This window comes from Sphingobacterium puteale, assembly GCF_003627955.1.
Lineage (GTDB): Bacteria > Bacteroidota > Bacteroidia > Sphingobacteriales > Sphingobacteriaceae > Sphingobacterium > Sphingobacterium puteale.
This window is the reverse complement of the sequence record NZ_RBWS01000005.1, coordinates 174,613-196,318: the sequence shown is the minus strand read 5'-3', so window position 1 is coordinate 196,318 and position 21,706 is coordinate 174,613. Positions and strand designations below refer to the sequence as shown.

The following is a 21,706-nucleotide window of genomic DNA, read 5'->3' as shown; positions in this document are numbered from 1 at the left end:
GATATAAACTAAATGAGCTATGAATAGAATAAAGAAATATGGAACTATGCTGCTTCTTGCAGGTATAACGAGTACAGCATTCGCGCAAGTTGGTTCGAAAGAAATAAAAGATACAGAGGAAAAATACCGCCCGATCTACCATTTTGCGCCCAAGCAGGGCTGGATGAACGACCCGAATGGCATGGTATATATCAACGGGAATTATCACCTCTTTTTTCAGCATAACCCCGAGAAACCAGTCTGGGGGCCTATGCATTGGGGGCATGCGACCAGCAAAGATCTGCTTCATTGGGATGAAAAAAAGATTGCCTTATATCCGGATAGTTTAGGAACTATTTTCTCGGGAAGTGCTGTAATTGATCAGGATAATACAGCCGGTTTTGGAAAAGGTGCGATGGTCGCTATTTTTACCCATCATAATCATCAGGAAGAGGATCGGAAAACAGGATTACATGAAAATCAAAGTTTGGCGTATAGTCTGGATGAGGGTGCTACCTGGACAAAGTATAAGGGGAATCCAGTGCTGCCTAATCCGGGAATATGGGATTTCAGAGATCCAAAAGTAATGTGGCATGCGCATAGTCAGCGTTGGATCATGACTTTAGCAACCAAGGATTGCATTACTTTCTATTCATCTAAAAACTTAAAGGAATGGAATAAGGAAAGCGAATTTGGTAAGGAGGTGGGTGCACATGGCGGAGTCTGGGAATGTCCTGACCTTATCTCAATGAAATACAAAGGCGAGACGAAATGGGCTCTATTGGTGAGCATAAATCCTGGAGGACCCAATGGGGGGTCGGTAACGCAATATTTTGTCGGTGATTTTGATGGAAAGCAATTCAAAGCTGACGATACAGCAATTAAATGGTTAGACTGGGGACCGGATAACTATGCTGGTGTAACCTGGAGCAATATAGGCGATAGACCTCTGATGATTGGTTGGATGAGCAATTGGCAATATGCTAATGAGGTGCCTACGACAGGATGGCGTTCCTCAACAACCATACCCCGTGTTTTATCCTTGGAAAAAGTTGGACAGTCTTTCTACGTCGCGAGTACTGTGCCCAAAGAAATTGAAACTGCATTTCGGCCTTTAAAAAAATACCATGGCGGCGGAGCGAAGGAAGTCTCATTCGAGGAACACCTCCCACAAGCGTACCGTTTGGACCTCAAGAAGTTGGAACAGCAGGCTTTTAAAGTGATCTTATCGAATGAATCTGGTGACGAAGTGGTCATTGGTTATCGTGAAGACCAAAATGCATATTACATCGATCGTGCTAAGTCCGGCAAAGTGTCTTTCAATTCGGAATTCGCTAAAACGGCTTTGGCGCAACGCCTACTGAATAATGGAACTTTGTCTTTTAGCTTGTATGTTGATGTGAGCTCTGTGGAGCTTTTTGCAGATGGCGGACTGACGGTAATGACCAGCTTATTTTTTCCGAATAAGCCAATAACCAAAATTCGTGTCGTCGGGGATAAAAAGCTGGAATTTCGAGAGTTAAGCATTGCTGAGTTTAAAAAATAAGCGCTGGTTTTGTGCAATTAAAGCGATCCTTTGTCATGACAAGGATCGCTTTATTCCATGCGTTACTTGGTCGTATTGTCCGGATGCAAGTGTGCCGGCATTAGTGTCGGGAAGGTCCACGCAAAATGATTTTTTTTGTAAGCTATTGGACGATAAATTGAGAGGTACGAATCAAATTCAGGTGTATGATAAATATCCTTCATGGCTTCAAATAGATTGGAAGGCCAGACTCCTGCTGTCCTGTCCGGAGTGTCAACATCAGGATTCTTAAACCAGGGCCATGCTGTTGGATGTTGATTGTAATAAAATAAGTAGTCTATAGCCCGCTTGATTGATTTTCCATCCTTTGTTGCTGCAAAAAGGTTTTCTCCGGTGGCGTTGTATATGCACCACATGGAGGCTGTCAATGGAGCCAAAGAAAAGTACGTATACCATAAACCTTTCTCACCCCGTTTTACTTCTTCAATAAGATGGCCATCCGCTGCGATCTTTTCAAAAAGATCAGCCTTGATTAAGGCTACTGTAAAAGAAAGCTCTTTTTGGTCATCAAGAAAATTTGCCGAAAGTAGATTAGCAAATCTTGCCCAATCCGCAATATTATTTGGTCTTTCGCGCAAGAAATGTGTCGCTTTTTGATAGACCTTGACAGTCCAGGTTTTGAAATGATCATGGTCGTTCTTCGTCCAAAGAGGATCGTTTTTAAGTAATTCAGCCGCGATCATTAATCCGGCACCAGCATAAGAAAGTACAACGGGTCCGTCAAAATCAGAATATTTTTTATTGATCGTGGCCCAGGAGTTGATGAAATATAGGGCCTTGGATGCATATTTCTGCTCACCGTTTATTGTATAGGCTAAGGCGGTACAATAGGCCGCAAAAGCATCCGCATAGAGTTTTTTTGCCATGGCACGCTGGCCTTCTTTATCGCTGTAGAAGCCCGGTACGCTAAAATCTTCGACAGCATGATGGTCGGTCAATAAAAGGGAGTCGGCCAGCATAATCAACTGCTTGTATGCAGTATACACCGGTTCGGACTTTTTGCTGATTTGGGATTTGACATCATTGATCTGGGGAATTGGATGCATTAAGGATTGGGCATGCACATGTGAAGGTGAGATAAACAGGCCCGCTAGGAACAAAGTCAATCCCATTTTTAAAAATTGGGCAGTTCGGACATAGAGGCCAGAAAATAAATAGATGAAATTTTGCATGGTTTTAAATCGATACGTTTATGGATTGATTACGCAGCTATGGGGGGATTAGCTGCTGCAAATTAAGAAAAAAATACCACAAGTTTACTGGGATTCAGAAATTTGATTTGAATTATTGCAGCGAAGTAATTAACTTCATGCCTAGAATAATCAATTATGGACATCGATGAAAATCTGCTTGAGAAGGAACTCTTGTGCCAACTCCATCATGGAGATATGCAGGCCTTTGATATTTTGTATCATCGCTATAGCCAGATTATTTACGCCAATATTCTTAAGTTTCTAAAAGATGAAACTAGCGCTGAAGATTTACTTCAGGATGTTTTTCTACGTATTTGGGAAAATAGGTCAAAGATAGATCCTGAGCAATCTTTCGCAGCATTTCTGTTTACCTGTTCGCGTAATATTACTTTTAATTTCAAACGAAGGCTGAAATTGGAGATGGAATCTGAGATCCAGCTCGCCTATGGGGCATCGGAATCCGAGAATACCATTGATAAAGTGCTGGATTCAAAGGAGGCCATGGCCTTGGTAGAAGACTTGTTGAGCAGATTGCCCAAACAACGCCAAAAAATATTCAGGCTATCTAAGCTGGAAGGTAAAAGCTATCAGGAGATTGCAGAAGAAATGGGTATTTCTATTGCTACTGTTCGTGACCATATTGTCAAGGCAAATAAGTTTATCCGAAGCGGTGCAATGCAGGACAATGGTTTCTCAGCTTTGTTACTGCTTCTGCTTCTCCATTCTGCGCAGTAAAAAAAATTTTTTCTAGAGCAGACCTTTATTCCACGCTGTGTGTATTTACTTTAAAAATACACATAGCGTGGAGACCAATAAATCTAAAATAGACCAATTACTTCAAAAATATAAAGAAGGGAACTGTTCGCTTGAGGAGATCGAATGGCTACAGCACGCGCTTTCTACTGCTGATATCCATGATCAGGATGCCATCGACCAAGCCATAGTCGCTAATTTACTGCAGCCTTCTTCTGTAGAGAAAATGAGCCAATCCAGGCAGAAAATAATGCTTGAAAACATCAAAGAGCAAATTCAGCGGGGGACCGAAGATAGCGATGAGATATCGGATATGGATGCAGAAAGTATGTCGCCGATGCAAAAGAAAACCATATTTTCTATACGATGGCCCTACTGGACTGCTGCGGCTTGTCTACTGCTCTTTGTTTTTTCAATGGTATTCCAGCGGCAGCAGACGAGTCCTGTTCACGTGGATAGCAACCTGGCTGGGATACAGGATACAAGGAAGGATATCGCACAGCCTGGCGGAAACCGTGCAACACTTCGTTTGGCGGACGGTACACTTCTGGAGCTCGATAAACATGCATCTGGGATTGTTATGGGCGAAAGTATTACTTACGAAAATGGGAAATCTATTGCTGCCGCCACATTAGGTAAACAGGGGATGACAGTAGATCCGAGCAAGGTTATGTTGGAGTTAACCACACCGCTGGGCGGGATGTACCAGATTACTTTACCTGACGGTACAAAAGTGTGGCTCAATGCGGCCTCTTCTTTAAAATACCCGATGAGCTTTGCCAAAAATGAACGAAGAGTTATCCTGCTGGGCGAAGCTTTTTTTGAGGTGACCAAAGATAGTTCACGACCTTTCAAAGTGCTGAGTAAAGGACAGGAAATTGAGGTGCTTGGGACTGCGTTTAATGTAAATGCTTATCCGGAAAATACGGCGATTAAAACAACCTTAATCACAGGTAAGGTCAAATTATCAAACGATAATCGCGCTTCACAGGCGATATACCTTCAACCCGGTCAGCAATCGATTAATACTAATAGTGGAAATATACAAGTTGCAAATGTAGATACGGCGCCGTTCACAGCCTGGAAAGATGGCTTGTTTTATTTTGACGAAACACCGCTGTCGGATGCATTGCAGCAGATTGGGCGCTGGTATAATGTAGAAGTGAGTTACAAAGCCGAAGTGCCGCAAACGCATTTCTATGGTCGTATAAAACGAAGCAAGCCACTCCGGGAAGTACTCGAAGTATTGGAAGAAGGTGGGGTACATTTTGAGTTGAGCAAAAGTCAGGAAAAAAATATCTTATTGGTGACACCATTGCAATAAAACCTTAAATATTGATGAAAAAAGAAATGACTATAGACTCCTCTTGAGCTGGGGAAAGGTATAAGCAATACAAAAAGGGCAGTGCTGGGGGGCACTGCCTTAAATTGGATGCATATACTTACAAGTGTTGCCCGAGGGCAAATTTTTGATAACCATTTATAAATAAATACAAACCGTACAAACATATGATTTTTTATCCATTTGTTAGGCTACACCCGTGGAGTTTAACTTTACGAAGTATACTGATTATGAAATTGATCGTACTCATTTCCTTGCTGACCACCATGCAACTGTTTGCTGAGGGAAATGCGCAGACCATAAACTTAACCGCTAAGCATGTGACCTTAAATCAGGTAATGCGCGATATCCAAAAACAAAGCGGGTTTAATTTTTTCTTAAATGGCAAGTCCTTGGCCCAGACTCGTTTATCTGTCAATATACAACATGCCAAATTGGAAGATGCGCTAAATGCCATTGTAACACCACTGAATCTAGAGTGGGTCAAAAAAGACGAGGTAATCGTAATAAAACCCAAAAGAAAGCTGCTAAATACCGACCGCAAAGAAATTCTACAGCGGAGCATTGGCGGTAAAGTCGTGAATGGTAAGGGACAGGCTGTCGTAGGAGCCACTATTATGGTGAAAGGAACTAATATTTCCACGATCACGGACCAAGAGGGAAGGTTCACCATTCAGTTGCCTGCGACGAATGGCATCTTAGTATTTTCGAATGTGGGCTACCAGCGTTTGGAAAAAAGTGTCACTGGAAATGACGAATTAAGTATTGTGCTTCAGGAGGAGGTGAACGGTCTGGACGAGGTTGTGGTTGTGGGGTACGGAAGCCAGAAACGCGCAAATGTGATTGGCGCTGTATCAACCGTGAGTGGAAGTTCAGTGGAAAACCGGTCAACGTCCACGCTCACGTCTTCCTTGGCTGGACTTGCGGCCGGCGTGAATGTACAGACCACAACAGGAAAACCGGGGGCAGACGGCGCTAATATCCTTATTCGTGGAAAGGGAACACTAAACAATACGTCACCCTTGGTGGTGATCGATGGTATCGTAGGTTCCATGGATGCTGTCAATCCCAACGATGTGGAATCGATTTCGATTTTAAAAGACGCGGCGACGGCAGCAATTTATGGATCCTTGGGTTCGAATGGCGTTATTTTAATTACGACAAAAAAAGGTGCCAAAGGGAAAAATAATGTGTCCTATACGGGCATGATTTCGATGCTTCGACCCAATAATGTGCCCGAATTTATTACCGATTATGCGCAGCATATGCGCCTTGTCAATGAAGGTTTCAAGAATTTGGGACAGGCTGCTGTTTATACCGATGCAACGATCAATCTCTGGGAAGAAGCGAAGAGAAATCCGACGGGGTTAACCGAATTTGGTATTCCCAATGAAGTTGCTTATCCGAATACCAATTGGGGCGATGTGCTTTTTGGACAACGCAAACTTTTACAAAACCACAATCTTTCCTTAAATGGTGGCAATGAGCATACACAATACCTCTTTTCAGTAGGCTATTTCAACAATCCCGGGACGATGCCCGAAACTGGTGCGGACAAGATCCGGATGCGTATAAACTTACAGTCGAAAGTTGCCAAGTTTTTGACTGTAGGCACCCAGACCTTTGGCGATATGCAGAATTTGAGTGTGGCTGATGTGGTCACTGCATATTCCTACCTGACCCAAACGGTGCCCGGAGTTTATCCTTATTACAATGGCGCTTATGGTTTTCCGGCTGCCGCCGAAGAATCGGCAACCGCAAACAATGCCCTAGCTTTTCTAAATGGAATGGGAGGGAAGAACCAGGTCAACCGATTCAACACCACAATATTTGCAAAGTTAAATTTAATGAAGGGGTTGGAGTTTGAATCTAAGGTAAATTACAATTATGCGTATACCGAAACCAACTCCCATCAGGTGCCTTATGAAAAATGGAATTTTGCAACCAACAAATTGAGTACAGCAGCGCTTTCGTCGGGACAAATTACAACCCAATATGGCCTTACCAAGAGCTACAATGTGATTATTGATAATGTATTACGTTATTCAGGATCTTTTGGTAAACACGATGTAGGCGGTATCTTGGGCTATAATGAACAGTATTTCAACCAATATAATATAGATGCGGCAAAACTGGGGCTCGTGCATCCCGATTTGACGACATTTAATTCGGCCACAACAATGAGTTCCATCACAGGTGATGAGCTTGATTACGGTTTGCGGTCCTTTTTTGGCCGCGCCAATTATGCTTACGATAATAAATACCTGGCCGAAGCGGTGTTACGGTACGATGGATCATCACGCTTTGGAACCGCCAAACGTTGGGGCTTCTTCCCGGCCTTCTCCGCGGGATGGCGTATTTCGGAGGAATCTTTTATGAGTCCGCTCAAATCCTTTCTGAATGATTTGCGGCTAAGAGCCTCCTGGGGGAAAACCGGAAATAATGCATCTCCGGGTAATTACGATCACCTTCCGTCGTATGGTGCTGTAAATTACTCATTCAATAATCAGGCCGTCCGTGGTTTGGCGCAGACCAAATTAGGAAATGATCTGTTACACTGGGAAACGACCACCACGACAAATGTTGGCTTTACAGCGACAGCATTGAAAAATAAATTGACAGTCGAGTTTGACGCCTATCGCGCTTACACGGATGGAATTTTATATGTCCCGACCATTCCAGCGACAACAGGGACTGCTACAGCAGCAACGATGAATATTGCTGAAGTCAGCAAACGGGGAATTGAATTGACCCTGGGATACCAAGATAAAATTAACGATTTTAAATATGGCGTATCAGCCAACTTTGCCTATAATACAAATCGGGTAGAAAAATATAAAGGAGCATTGTCGGAGGGTTATGTAACTGATGCCGCCGGTAATCGGGTTTATCAGTCAAATATCGGCATGGTTTCCAATGGTGTAAACCAACGGATTCTGGAAGGGCACGAAATCAATGAATTCTACTTGTATAATGTGTACAGAGGATCAGGAAACCATTTTCTAACGGATGGTTCCGTTGATAAAAATGGCGGACCGCGCGATGGTATGATCCGTACCGAACAGGATATGGCCTGGTTAAAGGCCATGGTGGCCGCGGGTTATTCATTCCAGCCTGCCGATGGTATAGATCCTACCAAGATTTGGTATGGTGATTTGATTTATTCCGATATGAACGGAGATGGTATTTATGGGAATGTGTATGACCAAAAGTTTATGGGCAAAAGGGCAACACCGGCATTCAATTATGGCCTTAGTATCAATATGGCCTATAAAGGATTTGATGCGTCAATGATCTGGTCGGCTTCTTCAGGCATGTCGTATTATTGGAATGAACTTTATCTCAATTCATCCATCGTCGCCCAAGGTAAGTCCGTACCGGCATTGGTCGCTAACGACCATTATTATTATAATGCCGCGAATCCCTCGGATCCCAACAATCGGATAGATGGTTATTACCCACGCTTAAAAGGCGTGACTGACGCACAGAATGGACGTACCAGCGATTATTACCTGTATAATGCTTCTTTTGTGAAACTGAGAAATCTTCAGTTGGGCTACACCCTTCCTGAAAGCTTAGCGAGCCGTTTCTCGATCGCTAAACTCCGGATTTATTTAGCTGGCGAAAACTTGCTGACATGGACCAAGTTCCCGGGACTGGATCCGGAAATTGGGCCGGCAAGCAACGATCCATCGTTGATCAACTCTTCTGTTGTAAACTACCCAACGATGCGCCAATATTCACTTGGTCTAAATCTTACCTTTTAATCCGAATGAGAACAATGAAAAAGATGAAAAAAATTCTGGCGATTGTATTGCTAACAAGTATAGTGGGGTGTAAAAAAGATCTTTTGGATACCTCTCCATATTCATCGGTCTCCACTGCAACGATGTGGACAACCGATAATTTAACAGATTTGGGCGTTGCGGGGATCTATAGTTCCTTTCGACTCTTAATGGGGCATAGCGGACTGATCTCACCTTATGAACTCTATCAGTTTGACCGTTTCTCCTATACTGGGCAAGCACGTTTTGATGAACCCCTATTAACGGGTACCATCACTGCTGGCGATCCCTTATTTATGAATGTCTGGAAGATCCAATACGAAGGTATTCAGCGGGCAAACGATGCTTTGAAAAATATTCCCATAAAGTCGCCTTCAACAGCAGAAAAAAAAGCGAAATATATAGCCGAAGCTAAATTTCTACGCGCTTACTTTTACTTTCGACTCAATCAACTCTATAAAGGAGTACCTATTTATCTTGAGCCTTTTACGGCGGCCGAGGCCATCAAAGGGCGTAGTTCTGAAGAAGAGGTCTGGAATCAAATATTGGCTGACTTGAACGATTGTATTGCGGAAACTAATTTTCCGGATCGTTATCCCGCGGGCAATGCGAATTACGGACATGCAACAAAGGCAGCGGCTTATGCCTTGCGGGGTAAAGTTTATCTCTATCGAAAAGATTGGGCAAAGGCTGCCGCTGATTTTCAAAAAGTAAAAGATGCTGGCCATACACTCTTCGGCGATTATAAAGCTTTGTTTAAGGAAGCCAATGAGCAATGTCCTGAGATGATTTTTTCCATTCAGCATCGGAGTGAGTCAGGCTATGGAAATAATATGCAATTGTTTTGCGGTTGGCCCTCAGTCTATTCAAGGGGCTGGAATTATTACATGCCTTCACCACATTTGGTCGATCTCTATGAAAATACTGACGGTTCTAAATTTGAATGGGATAAAATCATTCCCGGATACAGTAGTTTAACTGAAAATGAACGGGAAGTTTTTTTTCTACGCAACAACCTCACGGAGGCTGAGAAGGCTGCAGCGGCGTTGAGAGGAGCAAAGATGAGCCTATACCTGCCACAAGGTAACGAGGAGCGTATCAAAAAAGCTTATGAAAATCGTGATCCTCGTTTGCAGGCCAATGTGGTGACACCCTATTCGACTTTTAGGGGCGCCTATAATTTTACCAATGTGGAAAGCCTTCAGTTTATGCGCTGGCCGTTTCGTGGACAGGCACAGGCAGATGGCGATATTCAGAGTGATACACAGATCAATTTCTTTTATTTCTACCGAAAATTTGTTGCGGAAGGAGTCAATGAGATCGTGGATCGTAACTATGGCCCCATTGATTTTCCGATTTTTCGCTATGCCGACGTATTGCTGATGTGGGCTGAAGCATTAAATGAAGATGGGAAATTGAATGAGGCTATTGCAAAAGTCAACGAAGTACGGCAACGGGCTGGTGTCGCGCTGTTAAATTCAAATACTGCAACGGCTGTTGGGGGCAAGGATGACTTACGGCTGCGTATTCGCAATGAACGTCGTGTGGAGTTCCCGAATGAAGGAATCAATTACTTCGACGAACTGCGCTGGGGAACCTGGAAAGAGAAGGTGTTTCAAGCAGGGAATGGACGTAAGCAGGTTTGGGGAACAAATGTTGGGAATTACAGCTATAAGGGTGATTTCTTGACTGTATGGCCTATTCCTACCTCCGAAATACAGATGAACGTGAACTTGGTGCAGAATCCGGGGTGGATCGACTAGTTTTTGTGAAATAAAACCGGGGAGTGGGGCTATTTGGAGCTATCCCCGGTTTCATGTAAAATAAACCTAAATATGATTGTTTTTAAATATAACCTATACGTTATTTATTTTTTGACCTTTTTTTATCCTTTTCTTCTGCATGCAGATACAAGTGATATCGTAAAAAAAGGATTCGATTTAGCCGAACGACAGTATGCATTACTGTATCAAGATCATAAGGACATGAGTAAGTATCCACGTTCGGCAGATCGCAACGGGAAAACAACTTTTACGGATATCCGAGATTGGACCGGCGGTTTTTGGCCGGGCTGTCTCTGGTATGTTTTTGACTATACCGGTGACGATAAATGGCGGGACGTAGCATTAAAATGGACGAATTCATTACGTCAAAATCAATTCAATACCAATCACCACGATATTGGTTTTGTCATGAATTGTAGTTATGGAAATGCTTATCGGCTTACTGGAGATACAACGTTCAAAGCGATTTTAATCCAGAGTGCTAAATCCTTGCTGACACGGTTCAATCCCAAGGTAGGTGCTATTAAATCATGGGACGTATTTCCTTCCTGGGACGGTAAACATACCTATGAGTTTCCGGTCATTATTGACAATATGATGAACCTGGAGTTGCTTTTTCTTGCCTCCAAGTTGTCCGGGGATCCCATTTACCGTAATGCTGCCATTCGGCATGCGGAGACAACGCTAAAAAACCAATATCGTCCAGATTTTAGCTCTTATCATGTCGTTGCCTATGACCCCAACACAGGCGCTGTATTGAGCAAAGAGACCGCGCAAGGTTTTTCGGACAATTCCGCTTGGGCTAGAGGGCAAGCCTGGGGATTGTATGGGTTTGTTGTGATGTACCGTGAAACGAAGGATCCTAAGTTTTTACAGGCTGCACAAAAAATGGCTGAGTTTTATATAAAGCATCCGCGCCTGCCTCAAGATAAGGTGCCACAATGGGATTTCGATGTAAATCAAGCTGGATTTGTCCCAAACTGGAATTATCGCAAAGCAGATTTTGAGACTATTCCACGGGATGCGTCGGCAGCGGCGGTCACTGCTTCGGCATTGCTGGAACTGGTTGACTATATGGAAACTGGACAACAGCAGGAATATTTGGATGTGGCCGAGATAATCTTGCGCTCATTGGGTTCGCCAAAGTACTCCAGTGAGGTTGGAGCAAATGGCCTATTTGTCTTGAAGCATAGTGTGGGCAGTATTCCGCATAAAGGGGAGATCGATGTACCCTTGGTATATGCAGACTATTATTATTTAGAAGCATTGATGCGTTGGAACAAGCGAAGCCACCGGCTTACGCAATTGATGAAGCAATGGCAGGAGATGAATAGACAGAAGACAAGAGCATTAAAAGATTTTCAGCAGCAGAAATTTGGCCTATTTATCCATTGGGGGCTGTATGCTATTCCGGCAGGGATATGGAATGGGCAAAAAATGGAAGATTTGGGTAGCCCGAGCGTTGCCGAATGGATTCAACTGGTTGCAAAAATTCCTCGGTCTACCTATGCCAAATTAGCGGATCAATTCTCCCCGCAATCTTTTGATGCCGATAAAATTGTTAAAATGGCTAAGGATGCAGGGATGAAGTATCTTGTTGTGACGAGCAAACATCACGACGGATTTGCCCTCTATGGTTCAATGGTTAGTTCATTCAATAGTGAGCAGGCTACGCCCTTTAAACGCGATATCATTCAGGAACTTTATGATGCTTGTCTTCGGCATAAACTTGATTTTGGTGTTTATTACTCCCATAATATTGATTGGAAAGACGGCAGTGACGCGCAATATGCCGTTACGAAAGCACAGCATGATATGCTCAACAAAAAAACTGATGCCTTTGGGGCAAACCTTTGGGACCCCAGTACCAATTCCTTTGCTTCCTATCTGAATAAAAAAGCAATTCCGCAGGTGAAGGAAATCTTACAGCGTTTCAAAAAATTAAAATATATCTGGTTCGACATGCCCGGATTGATGACTGCCGAACAGAGCTTTCGCTTTTACAAAACAGTGTATGACCTCAATCCGAATATCATTGTCTCCGAACGGATCGGTAATGGGATGGGCGATTATGCCATTCCGGGCGATAATCGGATTCCCGATCTTTCGGAACATTTTACCAAACCTTGGGAAGCAATCGGGACATTCAACCATTCCTGGGGCTATAAATCTTATGATCATGATTGGAAAGATGTGGATGAATTACGGTATTGGCTCTTGGAAATTGTCAGCAAAGGGGGTAATTATATGCTCAATATTGGTCCCGACGCACAAGGAAATGTCGCCACACCAGTAAAGAAAAATCTTGCTATCTTAGGGAAATGGTTGCGGCTCAATGCTGAAGCTGTTTATGGGACATCGCCTTGGACCATCGCACACGAGGGACCGACAATAATTCGGATAACAGACACCGAACAACGGGAAAAAGAGGGATTTAAAGCAGCATTTACTGCCTCAGATTTTTGGTTTACACAAAAGAAAGATTTTGTCTATGCCATGGCTCTTGTAGTACCCAAAGATGGAATCGTCAAGGTACAGTCCCTGAACCAAAATAAGGCTAAAGTGAAATCCGTGGAAATTTTAGGGTTTGGTCGAATCGATTTCCAACAGGATAACCATGGACTGCAATTGAAATTACCCAAGAAGATACAAAACAGCAGCTTGGGCTATGCGCTAAAAATAAAACTAGGCTAATCCAGCTATTAGCTTTATCAATTATAACGATGTTGAATTTATTATTAAAAACAAAAAAAATACGCTTTTTGCCATTTTTGCTCTGCTTTAGTATATGGTATGGGCAAGCTATTGGGCAGAAAAAAACGGATATTTTTAGCTGGGGCGATGGGCAAAAAGTGCTCTTTTTGGGCAATAGCATTACCTACGCTGGGCAATACGTCGCTATGACCGAAAGTCTGCTGCTGAGCAGTCGCCCGAAAGGGAAACCTCAGTTTATTAATTCGGGCCTACCAAGTGAGACCGTTTCTGGACTCAGCGAACCGAATCATGCTGATGGAAAATTTCCACGCCCCTGTCTATTTGATCGTTTGGACAACGTGATTGATAAAATCAAGCCTGATGTTGTTTTCGTCTGTTATGGTATGAATGACGGCATTTATCTTCCTTTTGATTCCGCCCGTTTTGAAGCTTATAAAGATGGAATTATTCGTTTGCACAAATGCTTGGTTGATCAGGGCGTCAAACGCATGATATGGATGACACCCCCAGTACATGATGATCCGCAGCTTCGGCTCGATGGCTACAATAAAGTATTGGATCGCTATGCCGAATGGCTTATCGGCTATGCAAAAATGCAGTCCTGGGAAATCATAGACCTCCATTTTCGCATGCGTCGTTACTTGGAAGCTAGGATCGAGAAAGACGCTCAGTTTAAGCTGGCCGCAGATGGGGTGCACCCTGGAGAGTTGGGGCATTGGCTAATGGCTAAGGAAATTGTACAGCAGCTGATGCCTGATTTCCCGATTGAAAGCACATGGGATGACAATTTGCGCAATCAGCCAAAACTTCGCCAGTTATATACGCTTGTTTTGAAAAGGCAGACGATGATGAAAGACGCATGGCTGACCTATACAGGCCATAAACGACCAGGACTATCCAAGGGAATTCCAATGGAAGATGCAAGCAAAGCATATGCTGCTATTCAGGATGAAATTAAAGCCTTGGGTTTCTGATCGGCGATAGCTTGCCCTCCGAATAAGTGAACTTTTATGTATAAATCTATATCATGATGAAAATCAATTTTTTTAAGTGGAAGTGTGCAGCCGCAGTGGGAATGTTGCTGTGCATGAATGAAGGCGCAATTTCACAGACCAAGTCGCCACCTTATGAAGGTGCGGCTGGTTGGCAAGAGACTCAAGATAAGCGCATGGAATGGTTTAAGGAAGCCCGTTTTGGACTATTTATCCATTGGGGCTTATACAGTGCAGCAGGAGGTTCTTTTGAGGGAAAGCAATATCCACAACATTATGCCGAATGGATTCAGACTTGGGGTAAAATTCCTAGTAAGCAGTATGCTGAAGTGCTGAAACCAAAATTTGCATTACGTTCTTTTGATCCACGCTCCTGGGCGCGTCTTGCGAAAAAAACGGGCATGAAGTATATGGTGCTGACCTCCCGACACCACGAAGGTTTTAGTCTATTCAATAGCCAACAGCCTTTTGCCCTGAACAATGACGTAACGGGTACGGCAAATTTATCCCCAAAGGGAAGGGATCTTTACCGCGAAATTATGGAAGCTTTCCGCCGGGAGGGAATGAAGGTAGGTGCTTATTATTCGCTGTTGGATTGGCAGCATCCTGATTCTTATGAGGCATTTCAGTTAAACCCGAATACGAATAACCACCAGCCTGATCATGAGCGCTATAAAGCCTATCTGTATGGTCAAATTAAAGAGCTTGCCCAACATTATGGGCGCTTGGATATGTTATGGCCCGATTTCAGTAGCAAACAGCATGAAGGTGAAGCCTGGGGCACAAAACATATTCTGACCGACCTGATCAAATGGCAGCCCAACATTATTATCAATAATCGATTTTGGAATGGACTTGAAAATAAGAACGGTGATATCGGAACTCCGGAGAAATATATTCCACCGACAGGTCTACCTGGCATGTATTGGGAGGTGAGCCACACCATGAATGAAAGTTACGGTTACAGTGCTCACGATCAAAACTGGAAAAGCTTTCCCAAAATCATGCAATTATTTGTAGAAACGGTAAGTAAAGGCGGAAATTTTCTGTTGAATGTCGGTCCGGATGGAGATGGAGCAATTCCCGAACCTGCGGTGCGGATTATGGAACAGATCGGTGATTGGATGAAGATCAATAGTGAAGCGATATACGGAACAACGGCCAGTCCTTTTCAGGCCTTGGATTGGGGCTATTGCACTCAAAAGAACGGTAAATTATACCTGCATGTCTTCGACCGCCCTGCCAGTGGAAAAATAGATCTGCCTATCAAAAACCGGGTGACAGCTGCTTATACTTTGGCTTCACCCAAAACAAAAATAAAACCAGCTTCGGAGAATGGAAAACCTGTAATTCCTGTCGATACCTTTGATAAAGGTAAAGGCCCGAAAGTTATTGTTGTTGAAATAGAGGGAAAACCAATTGTAGAGGAAAGTCTGACCCAGACACAGGCAGATGGGCGTATTGTAATGAACGCAAATAATGCAAAACTACAGGAAGGGGAGGGGTTGAAAATAATTGGTGCACATACCCATGATCCCAATCGTCCAAACGCTATCGGCCAATGGAAAGATCTTGAGGACAGGGTATTTTGGGATATCAAAATTCAAAAACCCGGTAAGTATAAGGTGCTCATTAATTACCTGCCCAACAATAAACATCGAGGAAAAATTATGCTCTCGATGCTCGGTCAGCAACTTCCATGGGAATTTATAACTGAACAAGAAAATAAATTTAAGGAAATGAGTATGGGAATCATAGAGGTATCTCAGCAAGTGATTGGCGAGCCCAGTACAAAAGTGATTTTGCAAGCTACTTCCATCGAAGGCGACACTCTGCCCGAGATTGCGTCAATTACCTTGGTTCCGATTCAAGAATAAACTATCTTTAGGAAAACCTGAACAAATCATTTATAGCTAAACCATTTTGCAGTCAAAAGCCTAAAAAGTTGTCGGTAAAGACGAACAGAAAATAAATTATAAACAAAGAATGAAAAGAAGAGAATTTATAGCCAAGGGGATTGTATCCTCTTTGGCTTTTACCATTGTCCCTCGCGTTGTGTTGGGCGGAAATGGATTCCTTGCACCAAGCGATCGTATCAATCTTGGATTCATTGGTGTAGGAAAACAATCCTATACCTTGATGAATGGCCTCAATCGTTGTAAGGAAATCGCCAGTTTGGCTGCCTGTGATGTAGATCGTAACAAATTGGCCGCATTTATTGCTGCAACAACAAAAAAACAAACGGAACTGTCAAAGGCACAGACCGATCTCAAGGCGTATCAGCATTATCGGGAACTGTTGAATAGAAAAGATATTGATGCCGTCGTCATTGCAACGCCAGATCATTGGCATGCACAGATTGCGGTCGATGCCGCTAAAGCTGGCAAAGATATTTATTGTGAGAAGCCCTTGGCGCTCACCATTGCAGAGGGGCGGGCAATGGTCGATGCAACCCGAAAATATAAACGTGTATTTCAAACAGGCAGCATGCAGCGCTCGTCGTACAATTTTAGACAGGCGGCAGAATTAGTTCTCAACGGTTATATCGGTAAAATAAAAGAAATCAACGTATCTGTTGGCGAGCCGGTCAAGCAATGTGATCTTCCATCCATGCCAGCTCCAGATTATCTCGACTGGGATATGTGGGTTGGGCCTTCACCTTATAGGGGATATAACCCAATCTTAAGTCCGCCATTGGAAGATGATAAATGGGCATGGTGGCGCGGCTATCGCGATTTTGGCGGTGGTTATATCACGGATTGGGGAGCGCATATGTTTGACATCGTCCAATGGGCATTGGGTATGGATGAATCTGGCCCAGTTCGGTTTTATCCACCGAAACAACCCAATAGCACTACGGGACTTTCCTTTAGCTACGCAAATGGTGTTAAGGTAAATCATGTGCAATGGGGAGTACATAATGCGATTCAGTTTATTGGTGAAAAAGGAAAGATTGAGGTGAGTCGGGAGTTTATCCGTTCAAACCCGGAAAACCTGGCAAATCTCAAATTAACAGCTGCTGATCGCCGTCTGTATTATAGTGATAATCACTATCAGGACTGGATCGACGCGATCAAAAAAAGGAGTAAGCCGATTTGTGACGTGGAGGTCGGACATCGCACAAGCTCTGTCTGCAACGCCATTAACATAGCGTATGAACTACAGAAAGACCTGAAATGGAACCCACAGAAAGAACAGTTTGACAACGAATACGCCAACCTCATGCGCAGTCGTCCATATCGCGGCGAATGGGATTTTAGAAAGTTCTAGTAAAGAAAATGGGCGATTAATTGTAAACAGGCTTAGCAAAATACGCTAAGCCTGTTAAGCACCCACTCACAATTTTTTGATCAAATAGTGGGGAAAGATTCGTACCTTATTCGGATGCGATACAGATATGGTACAACTATTGACTAGATATTGACCAGACCCTGAACAGGAATTACTTGGTCAACTTTCGATCAATAGCCGTAGCAAGATTCTCCACATCCGAAGGTGGTACGAACACAATACGAAGACAACCCGAAGACAGCATTAGCGCTGTAGACACAAAAGGCCATATAAAACAAGTTTTTCTGTTAACGGAAAGCGGATGAAAGCAAGCATATTGGAATGATCGTTTACACGATTTGATCACTAGATCGCTTTTCTTATCGGGAGATAAAAAAAAACATGGCCCGCTGATTTAAAACAAAGAGGACAAAAAGAAAATTTGCTATTCTGGTCAGATAATTGCTTTATTTGTACCCAACAATTATTAAATACGAAAAGCAAAGGGAATCCAATATGTCTCAATTAACAATAGTAGATCTGGCCAAACGATTGGGCTTGTCAAAATCGACCGTTTCCCGCGCATTCAGGGATAACGTGGATATTAATCCGGCGACGAAAGCACGTATTTTGGCCATGGCCGAAGAAATCGGTTTTTCGCCGAATGTTTATGCGAGTAGCCTGAAAGCGAACAAAAGCCTGACTATTGCGATTATTATTCCCGAATTTGGTAATAAGTTTTTCTCCCAGGCGATCAAAGGCATAGAAGCTGTGGCGCGATCCAAGGGCTACCACACCCTGATTTATGTGACCGACCATCAAGTGCAAAATGAAGCTTCCATCGTGCGTTCGCTAGCCAATGGGCGCGTGGATGGCGTTATCATTTCGGCTTCGGGTGAAGGGAAAGACCATTCGCATTTGCAACTGTTGGCAGAACGGGGAATACCCGTTATGTTTTTTGACCGTGCTTATGACGATTGGAAAGGCGGATATATCACGGGTAATGACTTTGATTCCGCTTACCTCGCAACAAAGCATTTGATCAATAATGCATGCAAGCGGATTGCTTACTTAGCGATTAACCCAAATGTTTCCATTGGTAAAGTACGTAAAGATGGATACGAAAAAGCTTTGCAGGAAGCCGAGATGCCCATCAGGCCGGAGCTTATATTGGATACGGTCAATGATGCTGAACAAAATATGAAGGATATTGCAGGCTTGATCGAACAGGAGAAACCTGATGCCATATTTGCCTCGGTAGAGCGTCTCGCCATTTCAAGTATACGAGTCGCCAAGCGGCACGCAATTCGAATTCCTGAAGATCTCAAAATCATTTGTTTTTCTTGTCTGGATATTGCCGATCTGATTGATCCAGCACTCAGTGTGGTAAAGCAACCTGCTTATGAAATGGGCGAATTAGTAACAAAATACCTATTGGATAAGATGGAGGATCCAACTAATGATAAGTTTGCTAATTCGGTTTACCTTAATTCCCAGCTTATTTTTCAAAAATCTAGCCTCAGATAAGAAAAAAAATATTTGTTTTTTGCAATCCCATTATTTAGATTTGAATACTTTCGGGAACATTCCCGAAAGTATTCAAATAATCAATTTGTATAAAATATTGGATAAGGGAATCCAAAAAATCGCAATAAGCGATTTCTTTTTACCTTGATTTCGGGAACGTTCCCATTATCAGATTCCAATGAAAACTAATTATCGATGGGGAAGCATATCACTCGTTTAATAGGGTATCTCTGGATGATCGTCCTATTATCATCATGTGCAAATAAAAAAGATATCGTTGATATTGAACAGCCGCCTGTGAATGAGCAGCAAGAAGCTGGTCTCGTCAATCTGTCTTCTCCATTTCTTTTCTGGGATAGGGAAGTTACCTTGCAATTTGATCTTTCCAAAGGAAATGCCGCTTTAAAAGGCAGTTCAGCAGATTTGTACCTACATGCTGGATTGATTTCCGTCAATGGGGGCAATTGGCAGCATGTCGTGACAGACTGGTCAAAGAATGATAACGCTTACAAATTAAAATTTATAGCTTCCGGGCTCTATTCATTTACATTAACCCCCTCTAAATTTTTTAACCTGAGCAACGCTGATCGATTTGGTCAGCTGGCATTTTTGGTACGCAATGGCGATGGATCGCTGGTTCAACGAAACCAAAATAATTCGGATCTATTTTTACCTCTTGTGGCGAGCAATACACAAGCAATTCGTTTTGTGTCCCCAACGCTGCAACCCACAAATCCGCTCTCCACAGAGAAAATGTACACTGTTGGTGAAAATCTGAAGCTGAAGGTTCAGGCAACCCAGTCGGGAAAAATCAGCATTTGGGACAATGGCCTGCAAATCGCGGCATCTAGCGGGGCAGAGTCGTTGGAAAAGTCCTTCAGCTTAGAAAGCGGTGGACTGCATGAACTTGAAGCGCGTCTTGAAACTGGCGGCAAGGTAGCGACGACTAAAATAGAATTATTTGTACAGGCAAAACCAGCCATTGCAGCGCTTCCAGGAGGAGTTAATCCTAATGGGACGACGATCAATAAGGAAAAAGGCCAAGTCAGCTTTGCATTGGCAGCACCTTTAAAAAACAGTGTGTATTTATTGGGAGATTTCAACGGCTACAAAGCCTCGCCGGCCTATGCGATGAGCCAGACACCGGATGGTAAAACTTGGTGGATCACGGTATCGAATCTGGATTTCTCCAAAAAATATACTTATCAGTTTTTGGTGGATGGCCAATTGTATATCGCTGATCCCTATGCCGAACTGATTCTCGATCCGCAAAATGATCCGGCGTTGGATTTGGCAAGCACTGTACTACCAGCTTATCCCGCAGCTGCACATGGAATAGTTGGGGTATTGGATCTCCCAGCCAAGCCTTATTCCTGGAAAAACAGCTCGTTTACTAAACCCGCACAAGGTGATTTGGTGATTTATGAACTGTTGGTCCGTGATTTTGTCAAACAGCATCAGTATACTGTACTGAAAGACTCTTTGACTTATTTAAAGCGCTTAGGGGTCAATGCCGTTGAACTGATGCCTATACAGGAATCTGAGGGCAATTCAACCTGGGGCTACAACCCATCTTTTCATCGGGCACTGGACAAGTATTATGGATCAAAGAATGAGCTGAAAGCCTATGTGGACGCTTGTCACGAAAATGGTATTGCCGTTATCCTGGACGTTGTTTTTAATCATGCCTTTGGTCAATCTCCGCTCGTACAGCTTTATATGGAACAGGGAAATGTTGCTGCTAATAATCCTTGGTTTAATACGGTTGCTAAACATCCGTTCAATGTAGGTTTCGACTTTAACCATGAAAGTAGCTATACCCAAACTTTTGTCAAGGATGCTTTGAGTTATTGGATGCAAGAGTACAAAATTGATGGTTTTCGTTTTGATCTCTCGAAAGGCTTTACACAGAAAAATTCGGGCACATTGGAGACTGATCTGTCGGCCTGGAATGCCTATGATGCATCGCGTGTTGCGATTTTGAAGCAATATCAACAGCATATTCGTAGCATAGATCCTTCCTGCTATATTATTCTTGAACATCTCGGTGGAGATCAGGAAGAAATCGAGCTAGCGCAATCCGGAATGATGCTCTGGAACAATATGAATGCTGTATTCAACGAAGCAGCAATGGGCTGGAATGCAAATAATGGATCGGATCTGAGCCGATTGTTTGCCTCCAGTCACGGTATGGCACAGCCCTCTTTTGTATCCTATATGGAAAGTCACGACGAGCAGCGGCTGTTGTTCAAGTGCTTGAACTATGGAAACGCAGCAGGTAGCTATAATATTAAGAATCTCGGTACTGCACTAAAACGTATGGAACTGGCGGCGCTATTTTTATTGGCTTCGCCTGGACCTAAGATGATTTGGCAGTTTGGTGAATACGGCTATGATGTATCTATTGACGAAAATGGTCGAACTGGGGAAAAACCGCTTCTATGGAATTATCTGCAACAAGACGAACGTAGACAGCTCTTTGAGACTTATGCGAAACTCACGCGTTTTAAAACGCGAAATAACATCTTTCAAAATGGAAATATCGTTGCCGCGGCAGTAAAAGATGCGGTGAAATATTTTCTATTGGAAAAGGATGGGCAACAAGTGGGCGTATTGGGCAATTTCGGGGTGGAAAGTGCGGAGTTTGTATTACCACAAGCATTACAGGGACTTTGGGTAGACAATTTTACGGGGAAGGAGCTTAGCTGGTTCGCTCAGACAAAATTGAGCCTTTTGCCCGGGCAATACCAATTGATAAGCAAAACAAAACTAAATAAATAA

Annotated in this window: 12 protein-coding genes; 11 read left to right on the top strand and 1 reads right to left on the bottom strand. The window is 43.2% G+C overall.

What is annotated here, in order from left to right:
- The first annotated feature begins 19 nt into the window (after positions 1-19).
- The gene (locus D7322_RS06380; protein WP_220700024.1) at positions 20-1,525 is read left to right on the top strand and encodes a glycoside hydrolase family 32 protein; all 1,506 of its coding nucleotides are present in this window, start codon (positions 20-22) and stop codon (positions 1,523-1,525) included.
- Between the two features lie 62 nt (positions 1,526-1,587).
- Here D7322_RS06380 and D7322_RS06375 read toward each other — a convergent pair whose 3' ends face one another.
- Positions 1,588-2,736, bottom strand: coding sequence for an alginate lyase family protein (locus tag D7322_RS06375; protein WP_121122399.1), 1,149 nt, complete (start codon positions 2,734-2,736; stop codon positions 1,588-1,590).
- 156 nt (positions 2,737-2,892) lie between these two features.
- On the opposite strand from D7322_RS06375, the gene D7322_RS06370 reads away from it, so the two are divergent.
- From D7322_RS06370 to D7322_RS06325, 10 genes are all read left to right on the top strand, one after another.
- The gene (locus tag D7322_RS06370) at positions 2,893-3,492 is read left to right on the top strand and encodes an RNA polymerase sigma-70 factor (RefSeq protein ID WP_121122397.1); all 600 of its coding nucleotides are present in this window, start codon (positions 2,893-2,895) and stop codon (positions 3,490-3,492) included.
- Positions 3,493-3,559: 67 nt separating this feature from the next.
- On the top strand, positions 3,560-4,834 hold the full coding sequence (locus tag D7322_RS06365) for a FecR family protein (RefSeq protein ID WP_147430303.1): 1,275 nt from the start codon (positions 3,560-3,562) through the stop codon (positions 4,832-4,834).
- A 248-nt stretch (positions 4,835-5,082) separates the two neighbouring features.
- Positions 5,083-8,619, top strand: a complete 3,537-nt coding sequence (locus D7322_RS06360; RefSeq protein WP_183078619.1) for a SusC/RagA family TonB-linked outer membrane protein — start codon at positions 5,083-5,085, stop codon at positions 8,617-8,619.
- A gap of 23 nt (positions 8,620-8,642) precedes the next feature.
- On the top strand, positions 8,643-10,400 hold the full coding sequence (locus tag D7322_RS06355; RefSeq protein WP_121122765.1) for a RagB/SusD family nutrient uptake outer membrane protein: 1,758 nt from the start codon (positions 8,643-8,645) through the stop codon (positions 10,398-10,400).
- 72 nt (positions 10,401-10,472) lie between these two features.
- The gene (locus D7322_RS06350) at positions 10,473-13,115 is read left to right on the top strand and encodes an alpha-L-fucosidase (protein WP_121122391.1); all 2,643 of its coding nucleotides are present in this window, start codon (positions 10,473-10,475) and stop codon (positions 13,113-13,115) included.
- A 29-nt stretch (positions 13,116-13,144) separates the two neighbouring features.
- On the top strand, positions 13,145-14,110 hold the full coding sequence (locus D7322_RS06345; RefSeq protein WP_121122389.1) for an SGNH/GDSL hydrolase family protein: 966 nt from the start codon (positions 13,145-13,147) through the stop codon (positions 14,108-14,110).
- Positions 14,111-14,163: 53 nt separating this feature from the next.
- Positions 14,164-16,005, top strand: coding sequence for an alpha-L-fucosidase (locus D7322_RS06340; protein ID WP_121122387.1), 1,842 nt, complete (start codon positions 14,164-14,166; stop codon positions 16,003-16,005).
- A gap of 109 nt (positions 16,006-16,114) precedes the next feature.
- Positions 16,115-17,398 carry a Gfo/Idh/MocA family protein gene (locus tag D7322_RS06335; protein ID WP_121122385.1) on the top strand — a complete coding sequence of 428 codons (1,284 nt, stop codon included), beginning with the start codon at positions 16,115-16,117 and terminating at the stop codon, positions 17,396-17,398.
- Positions 17,399-17,914: 516 nt separating this feature from the next.
- Positions 17,915-18,925, top strand: a complete 1,011-nt coding sequence (locus D7322_RS06330) for a LacI family DNA-binding transcriptional regulator (protein WP_121122383.1) — start codon at positions 17,915-17,917, stop codon at positions 18,923-18,925.
- Between the two features lie 195 nt (positions 18,926-19,120).
- Positions 19,121-21,706, top strand: a complete 2,586-nt coding sequence (locus tag D7322_RS06325; protein WP_121122381.1) for an alpha-amylase family glycosyl hydrolase — start codon at positions 19,121-19,123, stop codon at positions 21,704-21,706.

Excerpts from the sequence above, each read along its gene's own strand:
- D7322_RS06380 (WP_220700024.1), top strand. The coding sequence starts at position 20 with ATGAATAGAATAAAGAAATATGGAACTATGCTGCTTCTTGCAGGTATA.
- D7322_RS06375 (WP_121122399.1), bottom strand. The coding sequence starts at position 2,736 with ATGCAAAATTTCATCTATTTATTTTCTGGCCTCTATGTCCGAACTGCC.
- D7322_RS06370 (WP_121122397.1), top strand. The coding sequence starts at position 2,893 with ATGGACATCGATGAAAATCTGCTTGAGAAGGAACTCTTGTGCCAACTC.
- D7322_RS06360 (WP_183078619.1), top strand. The coding sequence starts at position 5,083 with ATGAAATTGATCGTACTCATTTCCTTGCTGACCACCATGCAACTGTTT.
- D7322_RS06355 (WP_121122765.1), top strand. The coding sequence starts at position 8,643 with ATGAAAAAAATTCTGGCGATTGTATTGCTAACAAGTATAGTGGGGTGT.
- D7322_RS06350 (WP_121122391.1), top strand. The coding sequence starts at position 10,473 with ATGATTGTTTTTAAATATAACCTATACGTTATTTATTTTTTGACCTTT.
- D7322_RS06345 (WP_121122389.1), top strand. The coding sequence starts at position 13,145 with ATGTTGAATTTATTATTAAAAACAAAAAAAATACGCTTTTTGCCATTT.
- D7322_RS06340 (WP_121122387.1), top strand. The coding sequence starts at position 14,164 with ATGATGAAAATCAATTTTTTTAAGTGGAAGTGTGCAGCCGCAGTGGGA.
- D7322_RS06335 (WP_121122385.1), top strand. The coding sequence starts at position 16,115 with ATGAAAAGAAGAGAATTTATAGCCAAGGGGATTGTATCCTCTTTGGCT.
- D7322_RS06330 (WP_121122383.1), top strand. The coding sequence starts at position 17,915 with ATGTCTCAATTAACAATAGTAGATCTGGCCAAACGATTGGGCTTGTCA.
- D7322_RS06325 (WP_121122381.1), top strand. The coding sequence starts at position 19,121 with ATGGGGAAGCATATCACTCGTTTAATAGGGTATCTCTGGATGATCGTC.